Below are 19,688 nucleotides of genomic sequence, written 5' to 3' on the forward strand. Positions count from 1 at the left end.
GCGCTCTCGTTTAGGAGACTGCGCCCATCTGCGACTGCAGATAGTTGGGCAAGCCGACTTTGGCGATCAGGTCGATCTGGGTCTCCAGGAAGTCGATGTGTTCTTCGGTGTCGTCCAGAATTTTTTGGAGCAAATCACGAGACACGTAGTCGCGCACCGACTCGCAGTGGGCAATGCCGGCTTTGATGGTTGCCTGTGCGCCGGTCTCTGCTTTCAGATCGCATTCCAATGCCTCAGGCACCGATTCTCCGACCATGATTTTGGCCATGTCCTGCAGGTTGGGCAGGCCGTCGAGCATGAAGATGCGGTCCATCAACATGTCGGCGTGTTTCATTTCGCCAATGGACTCGCTGTATTCCTTCTTGGCGAGTTTTTCAAAGCCCCAGTGCTTGTACATCCGGTAGTGCAGGAAGTACTGGTTGATTGCGGTGAGCTCATTTTTGAGTTGGGCCTGCAAATGGCCAATGACTTGTGCGTCGCCTTTCATACGGGGCTCCTTTTTTGAAAAAAGGCCATTATCCCTTTGGGCATGTCCGGGGGAATGGCGTCGATCAAAAAATAGACGAGTCAGTGCGAATATTTTAGGAAATGAGAATGATTCGCATATACTAAACATTCAACGGTGCTCGCTGTGAGCCTGTCGCACATAGGAGAGGACGATGCCCCTGCATTGGAAACCACAAGATGAGGAATACATGATTCCGAGCGCAGAAGCGCTATTGGCCAGCACCATGGCCTTGATGACGGGTCACGTGCAGTCGTGTTGCGCTGAGCACCGCGAGGCTATGGCGACCAAGATCGTGAGTAATTTGTCCCGGCTTTCCTCGGACCCCTTGCTGTCGCCAGGCTTTCAGGCGCTGTTGTGGTCTTTGCGGCAGCGTTGGTTAGCCCAGGGGCAAGCTGCGACCGCGGTACGACCGGTGCACGTGGAAAGTGGCTTATGGCACCCAACGCCTGAGGCTGTGCAGTGAGCACGGAGCACACCGGTCATCGCGCTGGCGGACGCTATGGCTCGATGTGTCCCTGCTGCGAGCCTGAAGCCGAGGTGGTGCGTGGGCGTCCCGTGAAACAGGCCAGGCCCCGGCCGGTCATGGCCTGGCGGGTCCGGCTCGCCAATGGCCTCGAAGACCTTGTGAGTCTGAATACTGAAACCGAAGAGGAGTAACCATGCCAATCACCCAACCGGACCCGAAGCCCCGCAGTGTTCCATCGAGCTACCCGGAGCCATGTCCTGACACCCACATGCCTCCGACCGCCTCTACCGGCTCACGGAGAAAGCGGATCTGGGAATTGGGCACCCATTGCCATTGCCCCTTGGTGGGGGTGAGTTTGCCTATGGAGATGCTGCGCCGTTTAGTGAACAAGTCCCTGGGCGCAAACGCGGTGGCCAACGACTACGAGGTACATGCAGGGGCTGTGTCGGAGGCGGCGCGCCGCTGCAAGCTCTCGGAGCTGATGCAAAGTGAGCTGGAGGCGCGCTATGTGCGCGAAATTCATGCCTTTAAAGCGGCCAAAAGTAGTCTGGCTGTCGCCGAGATGTGGGTGAGCTATCTGAAGGCGGGTGACATAGCGGGCGCATTTTGGGCAGCCTTGACCCATCCGCGCTGTGATGCCGCTCTGCAAGACGCCATGTGCAAAGATTTGCACATGTTCCAGCATCAAGCCGGCGCTGGAGTGCGTTTGGAGATTGCCCGTTTCAACGCACTGGCAGAAGAAAACGCGGTGCTGGGGCGTGAGCTCGGGAAGGTGCAGGAGCGCATCAGCCGGGTGATGGCACAGAAGACAGCGGATATTGATCGGCTCCAGGCGGAGTTGCTGCAGGTGCGCGCTGAGTCCATTGCGAAGGACAGTCGCTTGGCATTTCTTGCGCAAGATCTGGAGAGCTTACAAGCGTCGATTCCGCAGTTGGAGGACAAGCAAAAGCTGCACAAGCGGGTTGAGCAAATGGCTCAGCGTCAGCTGGAATTGGAAGCTCAAAACTCCGATTTGAGGCGCCGTTTGCTAGCTTCAGAGCGCACTGCAGTCGAGCGCGCGTCCGTGGGGCGATTGAGTCTTGATGTATCCACCAACGATGAGCCGTCCGTGGTGGTGGAGTTGCACCAAAAAGTGGTCTTGTGCGTCGGTGGGCGCAGCGGCAACATTTCGAATTACCGCGATGTAGTGGAGCGGGTGGGGGGCAGGTTTGCGCACCATGATGGTGGTGTGGAAGACAACGCCTCGGTATTGGATGCCAACCTGGCTGCTGCCGATCTGGTGATCTGCCAGACGGGGTGCATCAGTCACAACGCCTACTGGCGGGTTAAAGACTTTTGTAAACGCACGGGCAAGCGTTGTGTGTTTGTCGAAAATCCCAGTGCCTCGTCGTTGGAGCGAGGTCTAGTTCAGATTGCCCTCAACAAGCCTGCGGCGGGTTCGCTCATCACTGAGACAAATAAATAGTCAGCACCGATATGTAATGCGAACGATTCGCATTACGATAACTCATTCGAATAGCAAGCCACGCCACTAGGTCCGGATAGACGAACGGAAAGCCCTGCGCAAAGCCAGCCAATGTGAAACAACCGTTTTTTCAATAGGTGGTGTATGGCGCGTATCCGTAGGTCCGGTCAGTTTTCGCTGACCCGGCTGTCTCTGTGTTTGGGTTTGGCGTTTGGTAGTGGCGGCCTGTGGGCCCAAGAAGTGCCGGTCGCCGTGCGTCCGGTGGCGACGTTGAAAGAGGTGGTGGTGAGCGCCAGCCGTGTTGAGCAGGAGCTGGAGGATGTGCCGGCCACTCTCACTGTGATTACGGCCGAAGACATTGCGTTGGACAACCCCACCGATTTGGAAGAGCTGCTGGGCAACGAAGTGGGCGTCTCGGTGCGCTCCCAGCCGAACCGTTCTTCGGGAGTGTTTTACGCCACTGGACGTAGCGGCAATGAGGGTGTCAATATCCGCGGCCTTGAGGGGGATCAAGTGCGCTTGCAGGTCGACGGCGTGAGTTTGCCCTCCACCTATGCCAGCGGTCCATATGCGGCGGGCAGGGGTGACACGATCGACCCTGAAGGCTACAAGCGGGTCGAGATTCTGCGCGGTGGCTCCAGCAGCCAGTTTGGTTCGGATGGGCTGGCCGGCGCGGTCAGTTTTGTTACCAAGGAGCCGGAAGACTTGCTCACTTTGGGAAAACCTCAGCAATTCACCCTGAAATCTGCCTACGCGTCGGTAGACAACTCGTTTCAGTTGGCGCCCAGTTTTGCGTTTGCGGGTGAAGGTGTTAAAGGCATGGTGTTGGCGAGCATGCGGCGTAGCCATGAAACCGACAACATGGGCACCAATGATTCCGCCAACAACAGCCGCACCACACCCAACCCGGCCAACAACCAGGCGGACTACGTGTTGGCCAAGTTGGTCTTGTCACCCAGTGCTACCCACCAAGTGAAGCTGAGCGCAGAAACCATTCGGCGCCAGAACAACACAGACATCAAGAGTTTTTTTGGTGATTCATTTGCTGCAGCAACGCTCACGGATGTGGATGTGCGCGAAGACATTTCGCGCGACCTGGTCAAGCTGGATTACCGCTTTGCGCCCAATGGAATGTGGTTCGATGTGATGAACGTAGGTGTATACGCACAGCAATCGAAAAATCAGCAGTACGGCTACGAGGCGCGTTCGACAGCCCCGCTAGTGCGCAATCGGGATACCGGCTATGGGGAAAACACGCTGGGTGCGAATCTTCAAATAGAAACCAACCTTGGTGATCGCATCAAGCACCGCTGGGTGTATGGGCTGGACACCTCCATTACGGACGTGACCTCGTTGAAAGAGGGATACAACAGCTCTGGCACTGCCTTTGTACGCAACAAAAGTTTCCCAGATACCGACTACCGCGTGTTGGGTGCATTCATCCAGGATGAAATCAACTTTGGCGCCGTGAGTGTGACGCCCGGCTTGCGTTACGACAGCTTCAAGCTCACCCCCAAGCCGGATGCCCTGTACCGGGTTAACAATTCGGCCGCTCCATCAGAGTTGAGCGATTCGGCGCTGTCTCCGCGACTAGGTGCTGTGTGGAAGCTGGCTCCCATGGCCCAGTTGTTTGCGAACTACGCCCATGGATTCCGGGCCCCCAAGGCCAGCCAGGTGAATGGCGGTGTTACCAATTTGACGGCCGCCGACCCGTATACGTCGACTGGCAATCCGAACCTGAAGTCAGAGACCAGCGATTCCGTAGAGTTGGGTCTGCAGGGTCATATGGCTGGCACCAAAAATTCTTACAGCGTGTCGGTGTTTCACGGCAAGTACAAAGACTTTATTGCCAGCAACGTCAAGGTGACCGATAACGCCGCGCCCATGGCGGATGTATACCAGTCCATCAACTTGAGCAAAGTCACGATCAGCGGCTTTGAGGCGCGTGCCAACTGGGCGCTGTCGAAAGACTGGAACTTGTCAGCGGCTTATGCCCACGCCGAGGGTGATTCAGAGAGCAACGGAGCCAGCACACCCTTGGCCACGATTGATCCTGACAAGCTGATTCTTGGCTTGAGTTATGCCCACGGCGCGCACTGGGGCTTGGCCACGCAAATCACTGCGGTGGAGCGCAAGCTGCGCAACCCCGATGCCACCAAAGTCACGCCAGGCGGCTACAGCTTGGTGGACGTGTCCGCTTGGTACAACGTCAGCAAGGCTACCCGCTTGACGGCCGGCATCAACAACCTGTTTGACAGAAAGTATGTGGAATGGGCGGATGTGCGTGACTTGGCTGCCACCAGCACCACTGTTGACGCCTACACCCAGCCCGGCCGCAATTTCAAAGTGAGTTTGACCCACAGTTTTTAACGGTTAGGGCACCGTTTGCCGGAAGCGCTTTCGGAGGCTTCCGGCTTTTTTACTCAAAGAATGCAATGACTGATATGACATGGTGCAAGGGCTGGCGCCGGCTCGTTTCCTGGGCGGCTTGGGTGCTGGGTGGCTGGCTGTTGCCGTCTATGGGCTTTGCCGCATCGCTGTTGTTTGTGACCACGGGCCCCATCACACCAGGCAAGTTCACTGTCTTGTCTGCAGCCGCTGCGCCTTACGGGGTCAAGGTCGAGGCCAAGTTCATTGAAAAGCTGGGTGTGGTTGATGCTCGCCTCTGGGCGGGGTATGACATGGTGTTGTTTGATGCGCCGCGCGACCACATCCGGGACGCCGTGGCCGCCAAGGTTAAAGACGCGTTGCCCGCGCTGGCACAGGCCAAAACGCCCGTGCTGTGGTTGCACACCAGCAAGCCCCAGTGGTCCCACCTGCAGGATGATCTTGCCAAGCGTTTGCATGCCTATTACGTGAATGGTGGGCGCACCAACAGTGCAGGTTTTTTTGCAACCGTAGCGGCCCATTTGGCCAAGAAACCATGGATGCAGATAGCTGCGCCCCAGGTATTTCCGGCGACGGCCATCTACCATCCCAAGGCACCTGCGCTGGTGTTTGCGGATACCGCGTCCTATCTGCGCTGGAAGGGTGCTCCCAAGGATAAACCGGTGATTGGCGTGGCCTTCCACCAGCAGGCGATTGCGGCCGAGCAGACCGGCATGATTGATCACTTCATCGCCCGCATCGAAGCTGCTGGGGCGGTACCGTTGGCCTTCTATAGCCCGGTGATGGACAACGACGCCAACACCAAGATTCTTGCACCAGAGGGCAAGCCCTTGGCCGATGTGCTGATCACCACGCAGATCATGTTGAACCCGGAGGGGCGGCGCACCGAGTTTGAGAAGTTGGGCATCCCGGTGATCCAGGCCATGGCCTACCGCAAGGGCGGTGTCGATGCCTGGTGGAACGACAGCGCAGGGATTGCGCTCATGGATGTCCCGTTTTACCTGGTCCAGCCCGAGTACGCGGGGGTGCACGACATCATGGTGGCGGCGGCTACCGATGGTGATGACCAGTTGCGCGCGATTCCGGAACAAGCTGATGCGGTGGTGGGCAAGGCCTTGGGGCTGGCCCGATTGGCCCGCGCCGCTAATGCGGACAAAAAAGTGGCCATCATGTTCTGGAACTACCCTGCAGGGGAGAAGAACTTGGGGGCTTCTTTCATGAACCTGCCCACCAGCTTGCACAGCACCTTGGCTGCCATGAAAGCCGAGGGGTACCGTACCGACGCGATGGACGCTGCCACCCTGACGCGCAACCTGCAGCGGCTGCTAACGCCGTTTTACCGGCCCGGCAGTGTTGCGCACGAGATGGATGCGCTGGTGCGCGATGGCCTGGCTGAGCTGATGCCATTGGCAACCTACAAGCAGTGGTTGGACACCCTGCCCGAAGAGCGGCGCGAGGTCTGGTCCTCCGCCGTCGCTCAGCCCGAAAAATCGGTGTTTCTGGTGCGCCGCAATGGAGAAGCCTTTTTTGCCATTCCGCGCCTCAAGCTGGGCAATGTGGTCATCATGCCGCAGCCGCCACGCGGAGAGCCGATAGGCGGTGGCTTGTATGCCAAAGGCAAAGAAATTTACCACTCCAGTACCGCCGCACCACCCCATTCCTACATGGCGGGCTACTTGTGGACTCGCGCACAGTTCAAGGCAGATGCCTTGATTCACTTTGGCACCCACGGCACACAGGAGTGGCTGCCCGGCAAGGAGCGCGGCCTGTGGGTGCATGACTACCCGCTGATGGCGCTGGGCAACGTTCCGGTGATTTATCCCTACATCGTGGACAACATTGGGGAGGCCGTGCAAACCAAACGTCGTGGCCGTGCATTGAACATCAGCCACCAGACGCCACCATTTGCGCCCGCCGGTCTGCACGCCGTGCTCACCAAGTTGCACGACGAATTGCATGCCTGGCTGGCCCAGGACCAGGGGGCGGTGAAAGAACAGCTGCGCCTGTCCATCACTGCCCTGGTGCGCAAGGAGCGCATAGACCGCGACATGGCCTGGACGCCGGAACGCATGGAGCGCGAGTTCCCAGCCTTTATCACTGCCTTGCACGACCACCTGCACGAGCTGGCCACCACCGCGCAGCCGCTGGGCCTGCACACCTTTGGGCAGGGCTCGGACAAGCAGGGGCGCCTCTACACCGTGCTCATGATGCTGGGCAGGCCGTTCTGGGAGGCGGCAGCCACCCTGGCCGATGGCAATGACCTGGAGGCTGACGAGGCGCTGATTGCCGATTACGCCAAGATGGCGCAGACGGCACCGTACAAGCTGCTGGCCAAGCATGCGGTGCAAGGCCAGCCCACCGATGGTTTGCCGCCCAAGCTCAAGGCCTTGCTCGAGCAGGGACGGCGCTGGTACAACGATTTGCAGGCCGAGGGCGAAACCCGTGGGCTGCTGGCTGCGTTGAGCGGCCGCTACATCCCCACGTCGTACGGCGGCGATCCGATCAAAAACCCCGACAGCCTGCCCACAGGGCGTAATTTGTATGGTTTTGACTCCACTCGTGTGCCCACCAAGGCCGCATGGGCGGCGGGTAAAGAAGCATTGGACAAACTGGTGGCTGCACACCAGCAGAAGACGGGTGTGACGCCTTCGAAGTTCACTTTCACGCTGTGGTCCGTCGAGACCATGCGCCACATGGGGATGTTGGAGGCCCAGGCTTTGTGGGCCATGGGCGTGGAGCCTGTGTGGGATGCCGGTGGCCGCGTGACCGATGTGAAGCTGGTGCCGCGCAAAGACTTGGGGCGCCCGCGTATTGACGTGGTGCTGTCGGCCACCGGCCTGTACCGCGATCACTTCCCCAATGTCATGAAGCAGCTGTCGCGTGCGGCACAACTCGCATCGCAAGCGACGGGGGAAGCAGACAACGCGGTGGCCAAGAATGCCAAGACCATCACCAGCCAACTGCAGGCCCAGGGCTGGCGTGCCGACGCTGCGCAGCGCGCAGGGGAGACGCGTATTTTCTCGGGCGCCTCGGGTAACTATGGCTCGGGGCTGGATGACGCAGCCTTGGCCACCGATACCTGGAAAACCAAGGAGGAGGGCGACCGCAAGATGGCTGAGCTGTATTTGCGCAAAATGCAGTTTGCCTACGGACCGGTGGAGGCCGATTGGGGCAAAAGTGGCAGTGATCTGGCCCGCGAGGCCGGAGGCAGCAGCGGAGGTGCCAGCATGAATCTTTACGCCGCCCACCTCAGGGGGACCCAAGGCGCGGTTCTGGCCCGCAGCTCCAACCTCTACGGCATGCTCACCACCGACGACCCCTTCCAGTACCTGGGTGGCATCGCTACGGCAGTGCGCTACCTGGACGGCAAAGCGCCTGAGTTGTTCATCTCCAACCTGCGCGGTACGGGCTCGGGCAAGGCCGAAGATGCCGCGGGCTTTCTGTCCAAAGAGCTGGCCTCGCGCAATTTCCACCCCGGCTATATCCAGGGCTTGATGAAGGAGGGCTACGCGGGCACCCTGCAGATGCTGGACGGCATCAACAACTTCACGGGCTGGACCACGGTGGCGCGCGAGATTGTGCGGGACGACCAGTGGCAGGAATTTGCCGATGTGTATGTGCGGGACAAACACCAGCTCGGCATGCGCCAGTACATGGAAAAGAACAACCCCCACGCCCTGGCCCAGATGATGGAGCGCATGCTGGAGATGGCCCGCCAGGGCTACTGGCAAGCTGATTCCGCCACCGTGGACGAGCTGAAGGCGCGCTACACCGATTTGGCCCAGCGCTTTGATGTGCGCACCAGCAACACCACCTTCCAGGAGTTTGTCGGTTTGTCGGGTTATGGGCTTGGTCAAGCGGTGGATGGTGCGGTGACGGCTGCAAGCCCGGCGCCTGCCCGTCCGTCCACCGCTGCACCGCCCTCTGAGGTTGTTGCTGAGGCACGACCAGTGGAGCCTTCCGTTCCCCCCTTGATTGAAGGCATGAAACTGGAGAAGGTGAGTGAACCTGTGGTCCAAGCCTTGAGCACCATGCTCTTGTTGGCCCTGGGTGTGTTGTTGATGACGCCGGCCATTGGGGCCTGGCGCCAATGGAGAAAAGCATGAGAAACCAACGATGGGCTATGACCCTGTGCCTTGGTCTTGGCGTGTGCCTGAGCGGCGCCGCCACGGCCCAAACGCCCGTCCAACCGGCGCATGCGCTGCAGGGACGCATCTGGGATACACGCACCCAGCAGTTCATTTCCGAGCCCGTGCTGTACCAGCGCGCGGTGGCTGCGCGTTATGTGTTGCTGGGCGAAAAGCACGACAGCGAAGCCCACCACGCGCGGCAGTTGGATGTGCTGCGAGGCATGGCAGCCTTGGGCGCGCAGCCCGCGCTGGCCATGGAGCAGCTGGATGCTGAACACCAGGGCGCACTGAGCCGCGCGCAGTCGGCCGGCCAGACGGATGCGGAAGCCTTGGCCGATGCGGGCCAGCTCAACCGCAAGGGCTGGCGTTGGCCCATGTACAAGGACTTGATAGCGTTCGCCGCCCAGCGCCAGTGGCCACTGCGTGCGGCCAATCTCTCGCGTGCCGAAGCCCGCAAGATCGCATTGGGCGAAGTGAAGCCGGTATTGCCTGCGGCCACGCCCACCCAGTTGGAGGCATTGGAAAACGATGTGGTGCAAGGCCACTGCGGCCACCGGCCTGAGCCTGCGCGTTTGGCCGGCATTGTGGCGGCGCAGCGTGCACGTGATGCACGCATGGCCCAGGTGCTGGATGCTGTGGCGGGCCCGGTGGTGCTGATTGCCGGAGCGGGCCACGTACGCAGCGACCGCGCAGTGCCGCGTTACCTGGCCGCCCCCGATCAAGCCTTGACCATTGCTTTGGTCGAGACGGTGGCGGGTAAAACCGCGCCTGCCGACTATGACCGCGCGGGCTTTGATGTGCTGTGGTTCACCGAGCCCGGTGAAGTGCGGCCTGACCCGTGCGCCACGCCCTTGCCGGGCCTGGCGGCACCTGCTGCCAAACCCTTAGTCCCTTCAACCCCATCTCCCAATCCCAAGCCTTAAGGAAACCCCATGAGCCAAAGCTCGATGATTGAAATTTTCATGTACCAGGTGGGGCAGCTGTTTTTGCTGCCGGTGCTGGCCCTGGTGGCCCTGCTGTTTGTGTATGCGCTGTATGTGCTGGGCTCGTTCACGGTGCAGGCTTTGCAACGTCGCAATCCTGCCAAGTTGGCGGGCTATCCCTTGATGCGCTACGTGGAAAACCGTCCCGAAGCCACCGAAGACGAGCTGGACCTGTTTGCCCACAAGCTGCTGGAGCCCGAGCGCCTGGCCAGCCGCATCGCGCCCATGCTGGGCTTGGTGGGCACCATGATTCCCATGGGGCCGGCACTCAAGTCCTTGTCAGATGGCAATTTGGCCCAGGTCTCTGGCAGCCTGACGGTGGCGTTCTCTGCGGTGATTCTGGCGCTGATCGCGGCCAGCATTACCTACTGGGTCGCCAATGTGCGCCGCCGCTGGTTGGCCGAAGAGTTGGTGTCTCTGCAGCAAAGGAAGATCCTATGAGCCTGAAGTTGCTGCACGAACCCGAGAACGACGATCCCATCCTCTCGGTGGTGAACATCATTGATATTTTTCTGGTCATCATCGCGGCGCTGCTGATCACCGTGGCGCAGAACCCGATGCTCAACGCTTTCAGCAAACAGGACGTGACGGTGATCACCGACGCCGGCAAGCCCACCATGGAGATGATGGTCAAAAAAGGCGAGAAGATCGAACGCTACAAGTCCAGCGGCCAGATCGGGCAGGGCGAGGGCGCCAAGGCCGGAACCGCCTACCGCATGAAGGACGGCGGCATCGTCTACGTGCCGGAATAGCCCTTTAGTAGTGAAATTGGCACCTGGCCCCTGTGGATAGTGCGCGAGCAGCTATGAAAATAATAGCGGAGGAGCGCGGGGCTGGGCCAGATCAATACACCAGCCGCTCCGGGTGGATCTCCTGCAGGATGGTGGTGGCGATCTCTTCGATGGATTTTGTGGTGGTCGATAGCCAGCGGATGCCGGTGCGCCGCATCATGGCTTCCGCCTCGCTCACTTCCATGCGGCAGTTCTCCAGCGAGGCGTACTTGGAGTTGGGCCGCCGCTCGTTGCGGATCTCGCTCAGGCGTTCGGGCTGGATGGTCAGGCCAAAAATCTTGCCTTTGTGTGGCACCAGCGCCGGGGGAAGCTGGCGGCGCTCAAAGTCTTCCGGGATCAGTGGGTAGTTGGACGCCTTCAGTCCGTACTGCATGGCCAGGTAGAGCGAGGTTGGCGTTTTGCCGCTGCGGCTCACCCCCACCAGAATCACATCGCTTTGCTCCAGGTCGCGGTTGCTCTGGCCGTCGTCGTGCGCCAATGAGAAATTGATCGCCTCAATGCGGTCCTGGTATTCCTTGCTCTTGCTGGCGTCGCTGAACCGGCCGATGCGGTGGTTGGACTTGATGCCCAGCTCGTTCTCCAGCGGGTGCACAAACATGCCAAACATGTCCAGCAGCATGCCTTGGCAGCCTTCCTGAATCACCTTGAGCACCTCCATGTTCACCAGCGTGGTAAACACAATTGGCTTGTTGCCATCCACCACCCCGGTGTGGTTGATCTGGCGCACCGCCTGGTGGGCCTTGTCGGCCGTGTCCACGAAGGGCAGGCGCACATGGCGTGCCTTCATCTCAAACTGGGCCAGGATGGCGTTGCCAAAGGTTTCGGCAGTGATGCCGGTGCCGTCGGAAATGAAAAATACGGTGCGTTGGGGCATGGTAGGGGGTCCAGGGTGTCAGTGAATTGCAAGCGCTCACGGGTTTTCCGGTGGTCGGCGGGCTGCGCCTGCCACCTACAATCAGTGCAATTTAGCGCATTTGGTAACTGCTTCGTAATTCCATAAGAGCAACAACAGAAAACGAACGGTCGTGCGCTGCGGCAGGCGGGTGAGGTTTCCCCGCGGGGCCCTGTAAAGGTTTTAACTTCTGGAGCATTCCTATGTCTAATCTTTTCAACCCGACCGACCTGGTCGTCCCCTTCGAGCTGCTGCGCATGGCCGATGTGGAATCCGTGGGGGGCAAAAACGCCTCCTTGGGGGAGATGATTTCGCAATTGCCGCAAGGCGTGAAAGTGCCCACCGGCTTTGCCACCACGGCGCACGCTTTCCGCCAGTTTCTTGCTCACGCCGGTTTGGCCGACAAAATCAGCGCCAAACTCAAGACTCTGGACACCGAAGACGTGCGCGCCCTGGCCCAGGTGGGCGCCGAAATCCGCGCCATGGTCGAGGCCCAGCCTTTCCCGACTGACCTGGAAAAAGCCATCCGCGATGCGTTTGCCACGCTCAGCGCGGGCAATGCCCAAGCCAGCTTTGCTGTGCGCTCCTCTGCTACCGCAGAGGATTTGCCTGATGCATCGTTTGCCGGTCAACAGGAAACTTTCCTCAACGTGGTCGGCATCGACGACGTGCTGCACAAGATGAAGGAGGTGTTTGCCTCCCTCTACAACGACCGTGCCATCAGCTACCGCGTGCACAAGGGCTTTGCCCACGACGTGGTGGCACTCAGCGCTGGCGTGCAGCGCATGGTGCGCTCCGATCTGGGCGCGGCTGGTGTGATGTTCACCATCGACACCGAATCCGGCTTCGACCAAGTGGTGTTCATCACCAGCAGCTACGGTTTGGGCGAAACGGTGGTGCAGGGCGCCGTCAACCCCGACGAGTTCTATGTGCACAAGCCCATGCTGAAGGCCGGCAAGCGCGCGCTGATCCGTCGCAACCTGGGCTCCAAGCTGCTGCAAATGGTGTTTTCCACACCCGAGGAAAAGGCGGCGAGCGGCAAGCTGGTCAAGACCACCGATGTGCCGACCGAGCTGCGCAACCGCTACTCGCTGACCGACGCCGATGTGGAGCAACTGGCCCAATACGCCTTGGTGATTGAAGAGCACTACGGTCGCCCCATGGACATTGAGTGGGGCAAAGACGGTGTGGATGGTCAGCTCTACATCTTGCAGGCTCGCCCAGAAACGGTGAAGAGCCAGGCCGGCACCCAAGCCGAGTACCGCTACAAGCTCAAGGGCAAAGGCAATGTGCTGGCCGAGGGCCGCGCCATTGGCCAGAAGATTGGCACCGGCCCGGTGCGTATCGTGCACAACATCAATGAGATGGACCAGGTACAAGCCGGGGACATTCTGGTGACCGACATGACGGACCCCAACTGGGAGCCCGTGATGAAGCGCGCCAGCGCCATCGTCACCAACCGCGGCGGCCGCACCTGCCACGCCGCCATCATCGCGCGCGAACTCGGCATTCCTGCCGTGGTGGGCTGTGGCAATGCCACCGATTTGCTGAAGGACGGCATGCTGGTGACGGTGAGCTGCGCAGAAGGCGACACCGGCTTCATCTACGACGGCTTGCTGGAAACCGAAGTCTCCGAGGTACAGCGAGGCGCGATGCCAGAGATCCCCGTCAAGATCATGATGAACGTGGGCAACCCCCAGCTCGCCTTTGACTTCTGCCAGTTGCCCAACCAAGGCGTGGGCTTGGCGCGGCTGGAGTTCATCATCAACAACAACATTGGCGTGCACCCCAAGGCCATCCTGGACTATCCCAATGTGGATGCCGACCTGAAAAAGGCGGTGGAATCTGTGGCCCGCGGCCATGCGTCGCCGCGTGCTTTCTATGTGGACCGTGTGGCCGAAGGTGTGGCCACTATCGCCGCAGCCTTCTGGCCCAAGCCGGTGATCGTGCGCTTGTCGGATTTCAAGAGCAACGAGTACCGCAAGCTCATCGGCGGCAGCCGCTACGAGCCTGAAGAAGAGAACCCCATGCTGGGCTTCCGTGGCGCCGTGCGTTACACCAGCACCGAGTTTGGCGAAGCCTTTGCCATGGAGTGTGAAGCCCTGAACCGTGTGCGCAACGACATGGGTTTGACCAATGTGCAGGTCATGGTGCCCTTTGTGCGCACCTTGGGCCAGGCCAAAAAAGTGACCGAGTTGCTGGGTCGCCACGGCCTGCGCCGTGGCGAGAACGAGCTCAAGCTCATCATGATGTGCGAGATCCCGAGCAACGCCATCTTGGCCGATCAGTTCCTGGAGTACTTCGATGGCTTCTCCATCGGTTCCAACGACCTGACCCAGCTTACGCTGGGGCTGGATCGGGATTCGGGCCTGGAGTTGCTGGCAGCCGATTTTGATGAGCGTGACCCCGCCGTCAAGGCCCTGATTAGCCTGGCCATTGAAGCCTGCAAGCGCCAGGGCAAGTACATCGGCATCTGTGGCCAAGGCCCCAGCGACCACCCTGACTTTGCGCAATGGCTGGAACAGCAGGGCATTTCGTCCATCTCCCTGAACCCTGACTCGGTGGTTGCCACCTGGCAGCAGCTCGCCAGCAAATGACGGCGGCGGCAAGCCCACGCCGGTGGCACCTGCATGCAGGGCTGCTGGCGCTGTGGTTTGCCGTGTCGTTTGGCGTGGTGTTCTTTGCCCATGACCTGCAGCAGGAGGTCTTGGGCTGGCCTTTGGGTTTCTGGTTTGCGGCCCAAGGTGCTGTGCTGGCTTTCATCGCCATCGTGGTGGTGTTTGCCTGGCGGGTGAACCGGCGCAACACGGAAACCCTGGGCTTTGATCCGGATGCCTACAGCCGTTACGAGCGGCGCTTGCACCGCCGCTTTGGCCTTTACGTACTGCTCGTTCTGCTGTTTATTGCTGCATTGGCTGTGGCCGAGAGCCTGGGCCTGTCCAAACCCTGGGTGGCAGGCATTTTTCTCTCCACCACCTTGGTGCTGTACGCGGTCATTGGCGTGGTCGGGCGTACGGCCGATGCCAATGAATACTACGTCGCGGGACGCCGTGTGCCCGCCATGTACAACGGCATGGCCACGGCAGCTGACTGGATGAGTGCTGCCTCTTTCATCAGCATGGCCGGGGGCTTGTACCTGCAGGGCTTTTCGGGGGCAGGCGGGCAGCCTGGTGGCCTGGCCTATGTGCTGGGCTGGACAGGCGGCTTTTGTCTGGTGGCGCTGCTGGTGGCACCCTATCTGCGGCGCATGCGTCTTTACACGGTACCCGACTATTTCGCCGTGCGCTTCGGCGGGCGCTGGCCCCGCATGTTGGCGGCCATGGCTGCGGTCTTGTGTTCCTTTACCTACGTTGTCGCACAAATCTACGGTGTGGGTTTGATCACTTCTCGCCTGACAGGTGTGCACTTTGAGATTGGCATCCTGCTGGGTTTGGGCGGTGTATTGGTTTGCTCCTTTCTGGGTGGCATGCGGGCCGTGACCTGGACGCAGGTGACGCAGTACGTGATCATCATTCTTGCCTTTCTGATTCCGGTGTCCTGGCTGTCTTACAAGCAGACTGGCAACCCGCTGGCGCCGCTGGCCTATGGGCAGCAATTGGGCAAGATTGCGGAGCTGGAGCGGCAATTCAAAGCCTCTCCCGTCGAGCAAGAGGTGATTGGCATTTTTGCCCAGCGTGCCGCTGATCTGGAGCGCAAGCTGCAAAACGTGGAGGAGGCCCTGCAGCTAGAGCGCCAAGAGCTGCGCCGCCAGCTACGCGCCCTGGGTGACCGGAAAGCCGATGATGCGCGTGCCCAACACTTGCGCAGAGAGTTGGCAGCCTTGCCCAAGGACGCCAACGCGGCGCGTGAGCGCTGGACCAAAGCGCTGGCGGATAACCTGGAGCGTGCGCAACCTCTGGGGGGCATGCCGGCTCACACGCGTCCCTATGCGGGCAATCCGGACGGCACGGCGCAGGAACAAGCAGGCTTTGACAGTTCCCGTACCAATTTTCTGGCACTCATGTTTTGTTTGATGGTCGGCACGGCAGGCCTGCCCCATTTGCTTACCCGTTACTACACCACGCCTTCCGTCGCAGAGGCGCGTCGCTCGGTGGCTTGGTCCCTGGTGTTCATTGCTTTGCTGTATCTGTCGGCCCCGGCGCTGGCGGTTTTGGTCAAGTACGAGGTCATGGCGCACTTGGTGGGGCAACCCATAGATGCGCTGCCGAGTTGGATGGCCCAATGGGCCCGTGACCCCTCGCTGCTGATGGCCGTGGATGTGAACGGGGACCACATATTGCAGTTTGCCGAGCTCAAGATCGGCCCTGACCTGGTGATGCTGGCCACCCCCGAGATCGGCGGGTTGCCGTATGTGGTGTCGGTGCTAGTGGCCGCCGGTGGCCTCGCGGCCGCACTATCCACGGCAGATGGACTCCTGCTTACCATCGGCAATGCGCTGGCTCACGATGTGTACTTTGAGGGCAATAGCAACAAAGCCCAAGCCATGCGTCGCGTCATGTGGTCCAAATTTGCCTTGCTGGTGGTGGCTTTGGTGGCAGCTTACGCGGCGGCGCAGCGGCCGGCTGGTATTTTGTATTTGGTGTCTGCATCCTTTTCTCTGGCTGGAGCGGCCTTTGTGCCAGCCATGGTGCTGGGCATTTTTTGGCCCGGTATGACCCGAGCTGGTGCCGTGGGCGGCATGTTGACCGGTTTGGGTGTGACGGTTTATTACATGGCAATCAACCTGCCAGTGGTACGCCAGAGCCTTGGCTTGCAAGGCGATGGACTGTGGTGGGGCATTCAGCCTGTCTCCGCCGGGGTGTTTGGGGTCTCTGCCGGCATCGTGGCGTGTGTTGTGTGCAGCTGGCTGGGGAAACCTGATCCCGTACCCGAGCGCGATTTGGCCCCGCATCTGGGCTGAGCTATAATCGCTGGCTTCGCCTTGCTGCACCCCGTTTTAGACGCCGGGGGCAGCTTTCACTCAGACCGGCACGCAAGTGCTGGGAAATCCTCAAGGAGTATCAATGCGTCATTACGAAATCATCCTCATGATCCACCCGGATCAGAGCGAACAAGTTCCTGCCATGCTGGAGCGTTACAAGGGCATGATCACCGCTGGCGGTGGCAAGGTGCACCGTGTTGAAGATTGGGGCCGTCGTCAGATGGTGTACATGATCAACAAGCTGGCCAAGGCCCACTACCTGTGCGTCAACATCGAAGCCGACCAGGCTGTGATGTCTGAACTGGAACACGCGTTCAAGTTCAACGACGCCGTGCTGCGCCACCTCACCGTGCTGAAGAAGAAAGCCGAAACCGGCCCTTCTTCCATGATGAAGACCGTGGAACGTGAAGACGCACGCAAGGCCCAACAGGCCGAGTACCAAGCGTAATCACGCATTTGCCTGAAAAGGAGTGCAAGCCAACTCACTGGTGCTCAGTGCATGTATCGCAGAGGTGGAATCCATGCGCTACACGCCAGCCGGTCTACCCGCTCTGAACCTGCGACTCGAACACGAGTCCCGCGTGACAGAAGCAGAGGGCCAGCGAACCGTGAAGGTGGTGGTGAAGGCAGTGGCTTTCGGCACATTGGCAGAGCGGCTTGCAAAGCAGGCCATCGGCAGTGTCTGGAAGTTCAACGGTTTTCTTGCCAATGCGCGCCAAGGCAAATCGCTTGTGTTTCACATTCAAGATTTTTTGCAAGATTAATTTTTTAGGAGTCCATCATGCCCGGACCAAAACGTTTCAACAAAGACAAGCGCCCCAAGCGCAATACGCAATCCCTGTTGTTCAAGCGCAAGCGCTTTTGCCGCTTCACCGTGACTGGTGTGGAAGAGATTGACTACAAAGACATCGACACGCTGCGTGATTTCATTGCTGAAAACGGCAAGATCATTCCCGCACGCCTGACCGGCACCCGCGCGATTTTCCAGCGCCAACTGAACACCGCTATCAAGCGCGCTCGCTTCCTGGCGATGCTGCCTTACAGCGACCAGCACAAGATCTAAGGAGCTCCGACCATGCAAATTATTCTGCTCGACAAGGTCGTGAACGTTGGTAACCTGGGCGATGTCGTCAAGGTGAAAGACGGCTACGCACGTAACTTCCTGATCCCTTCTGGCCGTGCACGCCGCGCTACTGAATCTGCCAAGGCAGAGTTCGAAGCCAAGCGCGCTGAGCTGGAAAAAGCCGCTGCCGCCAAGTTGGCCGAATGCCAAGCTTTGGGCGAAAAGCTGGCTGGTACGTCCATCAAGCTGACCCAAAAGGCCGGAGTGGATGGCCGTTTGTTTGGTTCTGTGACCAACTCCGACATCGCTGAAGAGCTGGTCAAGGGTGGTTACAAGGTCGTCAAGTCCCAGATCCGCATGCCCAACGGTCCTATCAAGATCGTCAGCGACAGCACCGTGAGCGTGGCTTTGCACACCGACGTGGTGGTCGACATCACTGTGTCTGTATACGGCGAAACTGCCTAACAGCACTCTGAAGACTGGCCCGGTAACGGGACAGTTCTCATCAAAAGCCGCCGGGGCTAGTCCCTTGCGGCTTTTGTCTTTTTTGGGGCGACTTATCCCGCCCTTTGCACAGTTTGCCCACAACTTGCCCCCAGCCTTTGCCCTCGACGCAGCTCTGTTCGCCGCTTAGGATGCAAGGTTCCAAGGAAATTCACCATGTCTGCCGTTTTGTCTGCCAGCGAAGGTTTTGAGCCCGACCGCCAAATTGCCCAACTGCGGGTACCACCGCATTCCATTGAGGGCGAATCCAGCGTACTGGGCGGTTTGTTGTTGGACAACGAGGCCTGGGATCGTGTGGGTGATGTGGTGGTGGACACCGACTTCTACCGCTACGAGCACCGCCTGATTTACGCCTCGATTGGCACGCTGATCAACGGCAATAAACCGGCCGACGTGATCACGGTGTTTGAGCATTTGCAAAGCCAAGGCAAGGCTGAGGAAATTGGGGGGCTGACCTACCTGAACTCGCTGGCGCAGTATGTGCCCAGCGCCAGCAATATCCGCCGCTATGCCGAAATCGTGCGCGACCGCTCCATCCTGCGCAAGCTGGTCAGCGCCAGCGACGAGATTGCCACCAATGCCTTCAACCCCAAAGGGCGCGCGGTGTCCGAGATCGTGGACGAGTCCGAGCAGAAAATTTTCAACATCGGTGAGCAAGGCAAGCGCAACAAACAAGGCTTTCAGGGAATGGACACGCTGGTGGTCAACCTGTTGGACCGCGTGCAGGAAATGGCCGACAACCCCAACGATGTGACGGGTGTACCCACGGGGTTTATTGACTTTGACCGCATGACGGCGGGTTTGCAGGCTGGCGACTTGATTGTGCTGGCCGCGCGTCCGTCCATGGGCAAGACGGCGCTGGCCATCAACATTGCCGAGCATGTGGCGTTGAACGAGGGGCTACCAGTTGCCATTTTCTCCATGGAAATGGGCGCCGCCCAACTGGCGGTGCGTATCGTGGGCTCCATCGGCCGCATCGACCAGGGCCACTTGCGTACCGGCAAACTCAGCGACGATGAGTGGCCGCGCCTGTCTGAGGCCATCGAAAAGCTGCGCACCATCTCTTTGCACATCGACGAAAGCGCGGGTCTGAATTCCAGCGAGGTGCGGGCCAATGCGCGCCGCCTGGCACGCCAGTGCGGCCAGCTGGGGCTGATCGTGGTGGACTACTTGCAGCTCATGAGTGGTAGCAGTGGTGACGGTGAAAACCGCGCGACCGAGCTCGGGGAAATCTCCCGGGGCCTGAAGATGCTGGCGCGTGAACTCAAGTGCCCGGTGATTGCGCTCTCGCAGCTCAACCGCTCGGTAGAGCAACGCCCCGACAAACGCCCCATGATGAGTGACTTGCGTGAATCCGGCGCTATCGAGCAGGATGCGGACATCATCATGTTCATCTACCGCGACGAGTACTACACCAAGGATCAGTGCAAGGAGCCCGGCGTGGCCGAGGTCATCATCGCCAAGCAGCGTAACGGCCCCACGGGCACGGTCAAACTGGCATTCATGAACCGCTTCACCAAGTTTGAGAACCTGGCCCATGGTGGCATGGGCGGTGGCGACGACTACTGATTTCGAAG

At 59.8% G+C, this 19,688-nt stretch carries 16 protein-coding genes; 14 read left to right on the forward strand and 2 right to left on the reverse strand.

Annotated features, from left to right (window positions below; translation table 11 throughout):
• Positions 1-10 precede the first annotated feature (10 nt).
• Entirely contained in the window at positions 11-487 is a 477-nt protein-coding gene (bfr, locus tag U5O12_RS00935) for a bacterioferritin (protein ID WP_322562656.1), read from the reverse strand.
• Positions 488-659: 172 nt separating this feature from the next.
• On the opposite strand from bfr, the gene U5O12_RS00940 reads away from it, so the two are divergent.
• From U5O12_RS00940 to U5O12_RS00970, 7 genes are all read left to right on the forward strand, one after another.
• Positions 660-971: a hypothetical protein gene (locus U5O12_RS00940; RefSeq protein ID WP_322562655.1), complete on the forward strand. Its 312-nt coding sequence runs from the start codon at positions 660-662 to the stop codon at positions 969-971.
• A gap of 196 nt (positions 972-1,167) precedes the next feature.
• Complete coding sequence (locus U5O12_RS00945) at positions 1,168-2,439, forward strand: DUF2325 domain-containing protein (protein WP_322562654.1); 1,272 nt, start codon at positions 1,168-1,170, stop codon at positions 2,437-2,439.
• Between the two features lie 144 nt (positions 2,440-2,583).
• A complete protein-coding gene (locus U5O12_RS00950) occupies positions 2,584-4,809 on the forward strand; it encodes a TonB-dependent hemoglobin/transferrin/lactoferrin family receptor (RefSeq protein WP_322562653.1) in 2,226 nt (741 codons plus the stop codon).
• A 65-nt stretch (positions 4,810-4,874) separates the two neighbouring features.
• Positions 4,875-8,933, forward strand: a complete 4,059-nt coding sequence (gene cobN / locus U5O12_RS00955) for a cobaltochelatase subunit CobN (RefSeq protein ID WP_322562652.1) — start codon at positions 4,875-4,877, stop codon at positions 8,931-8,933.
• Positions 8,930-9,880: a ChaN family lipoprotein gene (locus U5O12_RS00960; RefSeq protein ID WP_322576829.1), complete on the forward strand. Its 951-nt coding sequence runs from the start codon at positions 8,930-8,932 to the stop codon at positions 9,878-9,880. Before cobN ends, U5O12_RS00960 begins: the two co-directional genes overlap by 4 nt.
• A 9-nt stretch (positions 9,881-9,889) precedes the next feature.
• The gene (locus U5O12_RS00965) at positions 9,890-10,381 is read left to right on the forward strand and encodes a MotA/TolQ/ExbB proton channel family protein (protein ID WP_322576830.1); all 492 of its coding nucleotides are present in this window, start codon (positions 9,890-9,892) and stop codon (positions 10,379-10,381) included.
• A gap of 2 nt (positions 10,382-10,383) precedes the next feature.
• On the forward strand, positions 10,384-10,692 hold the full coding sequence (locus U5O12_RS00970) for a DUF2149 domain-containing protein (RefSeq protein WP_081708677.1): 309 nt from the start codon (positions 10,384-10,386) through the stop codon (positions 10,690-10,692).
• 91 nt (positions 10,693-10,783) lie between these two features.
• On the opposite strand, the gene U5O12_RS00975 is transcribed toward U5O12_RS00970, so the two are convergent.
• Positions 10,784-11,605 (reverse strand): pyruvate, water dikinase regulatory protein, encoded by an 822-nt coding sequence (locus U5O12_RS00975; protein WP_094480424.1) that lies wholly within the window; start codon positions 11,603-11,605, stop codon positions 10,784-10,786.
• 221 nt (positions 11,606-11,826) lie between these two features.
• Between U5O12_RS00975 and ppsA the strand changes: the two genes are divergently transcribed.
• The 7 genes from ppsA (at position 11,827) to dnaB (ending at position 19,680) form a co-directional block, all read left to right on the forward strand.
• Positions 11,827-14,220: a phosphoenolpyruvate synthase gene (gene ppsA, locus U5O12_RS00980; protein WP_322576831.1), complete on the forward strand. Its 2,394-nt coding sequence runs from the start codon at positions 11,827-11,829 to the stop codon at positions 14,218-14,220.
• The gene (locus U5O12_RS00985; RefSeq protein WP_322576832.1) at positions 14,217-16,523 is read left to right on the forward strand and encodes a VC_2705 family sodium/solute symporter; all 2,307 of its coding nucleotides are present in this window, start codon (positions 14,217-14,219) and stop codon (positions 16,521-16,523) included. The genes ppsA and U5O12_RS00985 overlap by 4 nt, the downstream gene beginning before the upstream one ends.
• A 103-nt stretch (positions 16,524-16,626) precedes the next feature.
• Positions 16,627-16,992, forward strand: a complete 366-nt coding sequence (gene rpsF / locus U5O12_RS00990; protein ID WP_029708817.1) for a 30S ribosomal protein S6 — start codon at positions 16,627-16,629, stop codon at positions 16,990-16,992.
• Positions 16,993-17,014: 22 nt separating this feature from the next.
• Positions 17,015-17,308 carry a primosomal replication protein N gene (priB, locus tag U5O12_RS00995; protein WP_322576833.1) on the forward strand — a complete coding sequence of 98 codons (294 nt, stop codon included), beginning with the start codon at positions 17,015-17,017 and terminating at the stop codon, positions 17,306-17,308.
• 17 nt (positions 17,309-17,325) lie between these two features.
• Entirely contained in the window at positions 17,326-17,607 is a 282-nt protein-coding gene (gene rpsR, locus U5O12_RS01000) for a 30S ribosomal protein S18 (protein WP_029708819.1), read from the forward strand.
• A 12-nt stretch (positions 17,608-17,619) separates the two neighbouring features.
• Entirely contained in the window at positions 17,620-18,072 is a 453-nt protein-coding gene (gene rplI, locus U5O12_RS01005; protein ID WP_322576834.1) for a 50S ribosomal protein L9, read from the forward strand.
• A 195-nt stretch (positions 18,073-18,267) separates the two neighbouring features.
• Positions 18,268-19,680 (forward strand): replicative DNA helicase, encoded by a 1,413-nt coding sequence (gene dnaB, locus U5O12_RS01010; protein WP_322576835.1) that lies wholly within the window; start codon positions 18,268-18,270, stop codon positions 19,678-19,680.
• The last annotated feature ends 8 nt before the right edge of the window (positions 19,681-19,688 follow it).

Source organism: Rhodoferax sp., assembly GCF_034519335.1.
Classification (GTDB): domain Bacteria; phylum Pseudomonadota; class Gammaproteobacteria; order Burkholderiales; family Burkholderiaceae_C; genus Allorhodoferax.

What these genes read in the sequence shown, in the direction of transcription:
- rpsR (WP_029708819.1), top strand. Translation starts at nt 17,326, where the DNA reads ATGCCCGGACCAAAACGTTTCAACAAAGACAAGCGCCCCAAGCGCAAT.
- U5O12_RS00960 (WP_322576829.1), top strand. Translation starts at nt 8,930, where the DNA reads ATGAGAAACCAACGATGGGCTATGACCCTGTGCCTTGGTCTTGGCGTG.
- rpsF (WP_029708817.1), top strand. Translation starts at nt 16,627, where the DNA reads ATGCGTCATTACGAAATCATCCTCATGATCCACCCGGATCAGAGCGAA.
- U5O12_RS00965 (WP_322576830.1), top strand. Translation starts at nt 9,890, where the DNA reads ATGAGCCAAAGCTCGATGATTGAAATTTTCATGTACCAGGTGGGGCAG.
- bfr (WP_322562656.1), bottom strand. Translation starts at nt 487, where the DNA reads ATGAAAGGCGACGCACAAGTCATTGGCCATTTGCAGGCCCAACTCAAA.
- rplI (WP_322576834.1), top strand. Translation starts at nt 17,620, where the DNA reads ATGCAAATTATTCTGCTCGACAAGGTCGTGAACGTTGGTAACCTGGGC.
- U5O12_RS00975 (WP_094480424.1), bottom strand. Translation starts at nt 11,605, where the DNA reads ATGCCCCAACGCACCGTATTTTTCATTTCCGACGGCACCGGCATCACT.
- U5O12_RS00950 (WP_322562653.1), top strand. Translation starts at nt 2,584, where the DNA reads ATGGCGCGTATCCGTAGGTCCGGTCAGTTTTCGCTGACCCGGCTGTCT.
- U5O12_RS00945 (WP_322562654.1), top strand. Translation starts at nt 1,168, where the DNA reads ATGCCAATCACCCAACCGGACCCGAAGCCCCGCAGTGTTCCATCGAGC.
- ppsA (WP_322576831.1), top strand. Translation starts at nt 11,827, where the DNA reads ATGTCTAATCTTTTCAACCCGACCGACCTGGTCGTCCCCTTCGAGCTG.
- U5O12_RS00985 (WP_322576832.1), top strand. Translation starts at nt 14,217, where the DNA reads ATGACGGCGGCGGCAAGCCCACGCCGGTGGCACCTGCATGCAGGGCTG.
- cobN (WP_322562652.1), top strand. Translation starts at nt 4,875, where the DNA reads ATGACTGATATGACATGGTGCAAGGGCTGGCGCCGGCTCGTTTCCTGG.
- dnaB (WP_322576835.1), top strand. Translation starts at nt 18,268, where the DNA reads ATGTCTGCCGTTTTGTCTGCCAGCGAAGGTTTTGAGCCCGACCGCCAA.
- U5O12_RS00940 (WP_322562655.1), top strand. Translation starts at nt 660, where the DNA reads ATGCCCCTGCATTGGAAACCACAAGATGAGGAATACATGATTCCGAGC.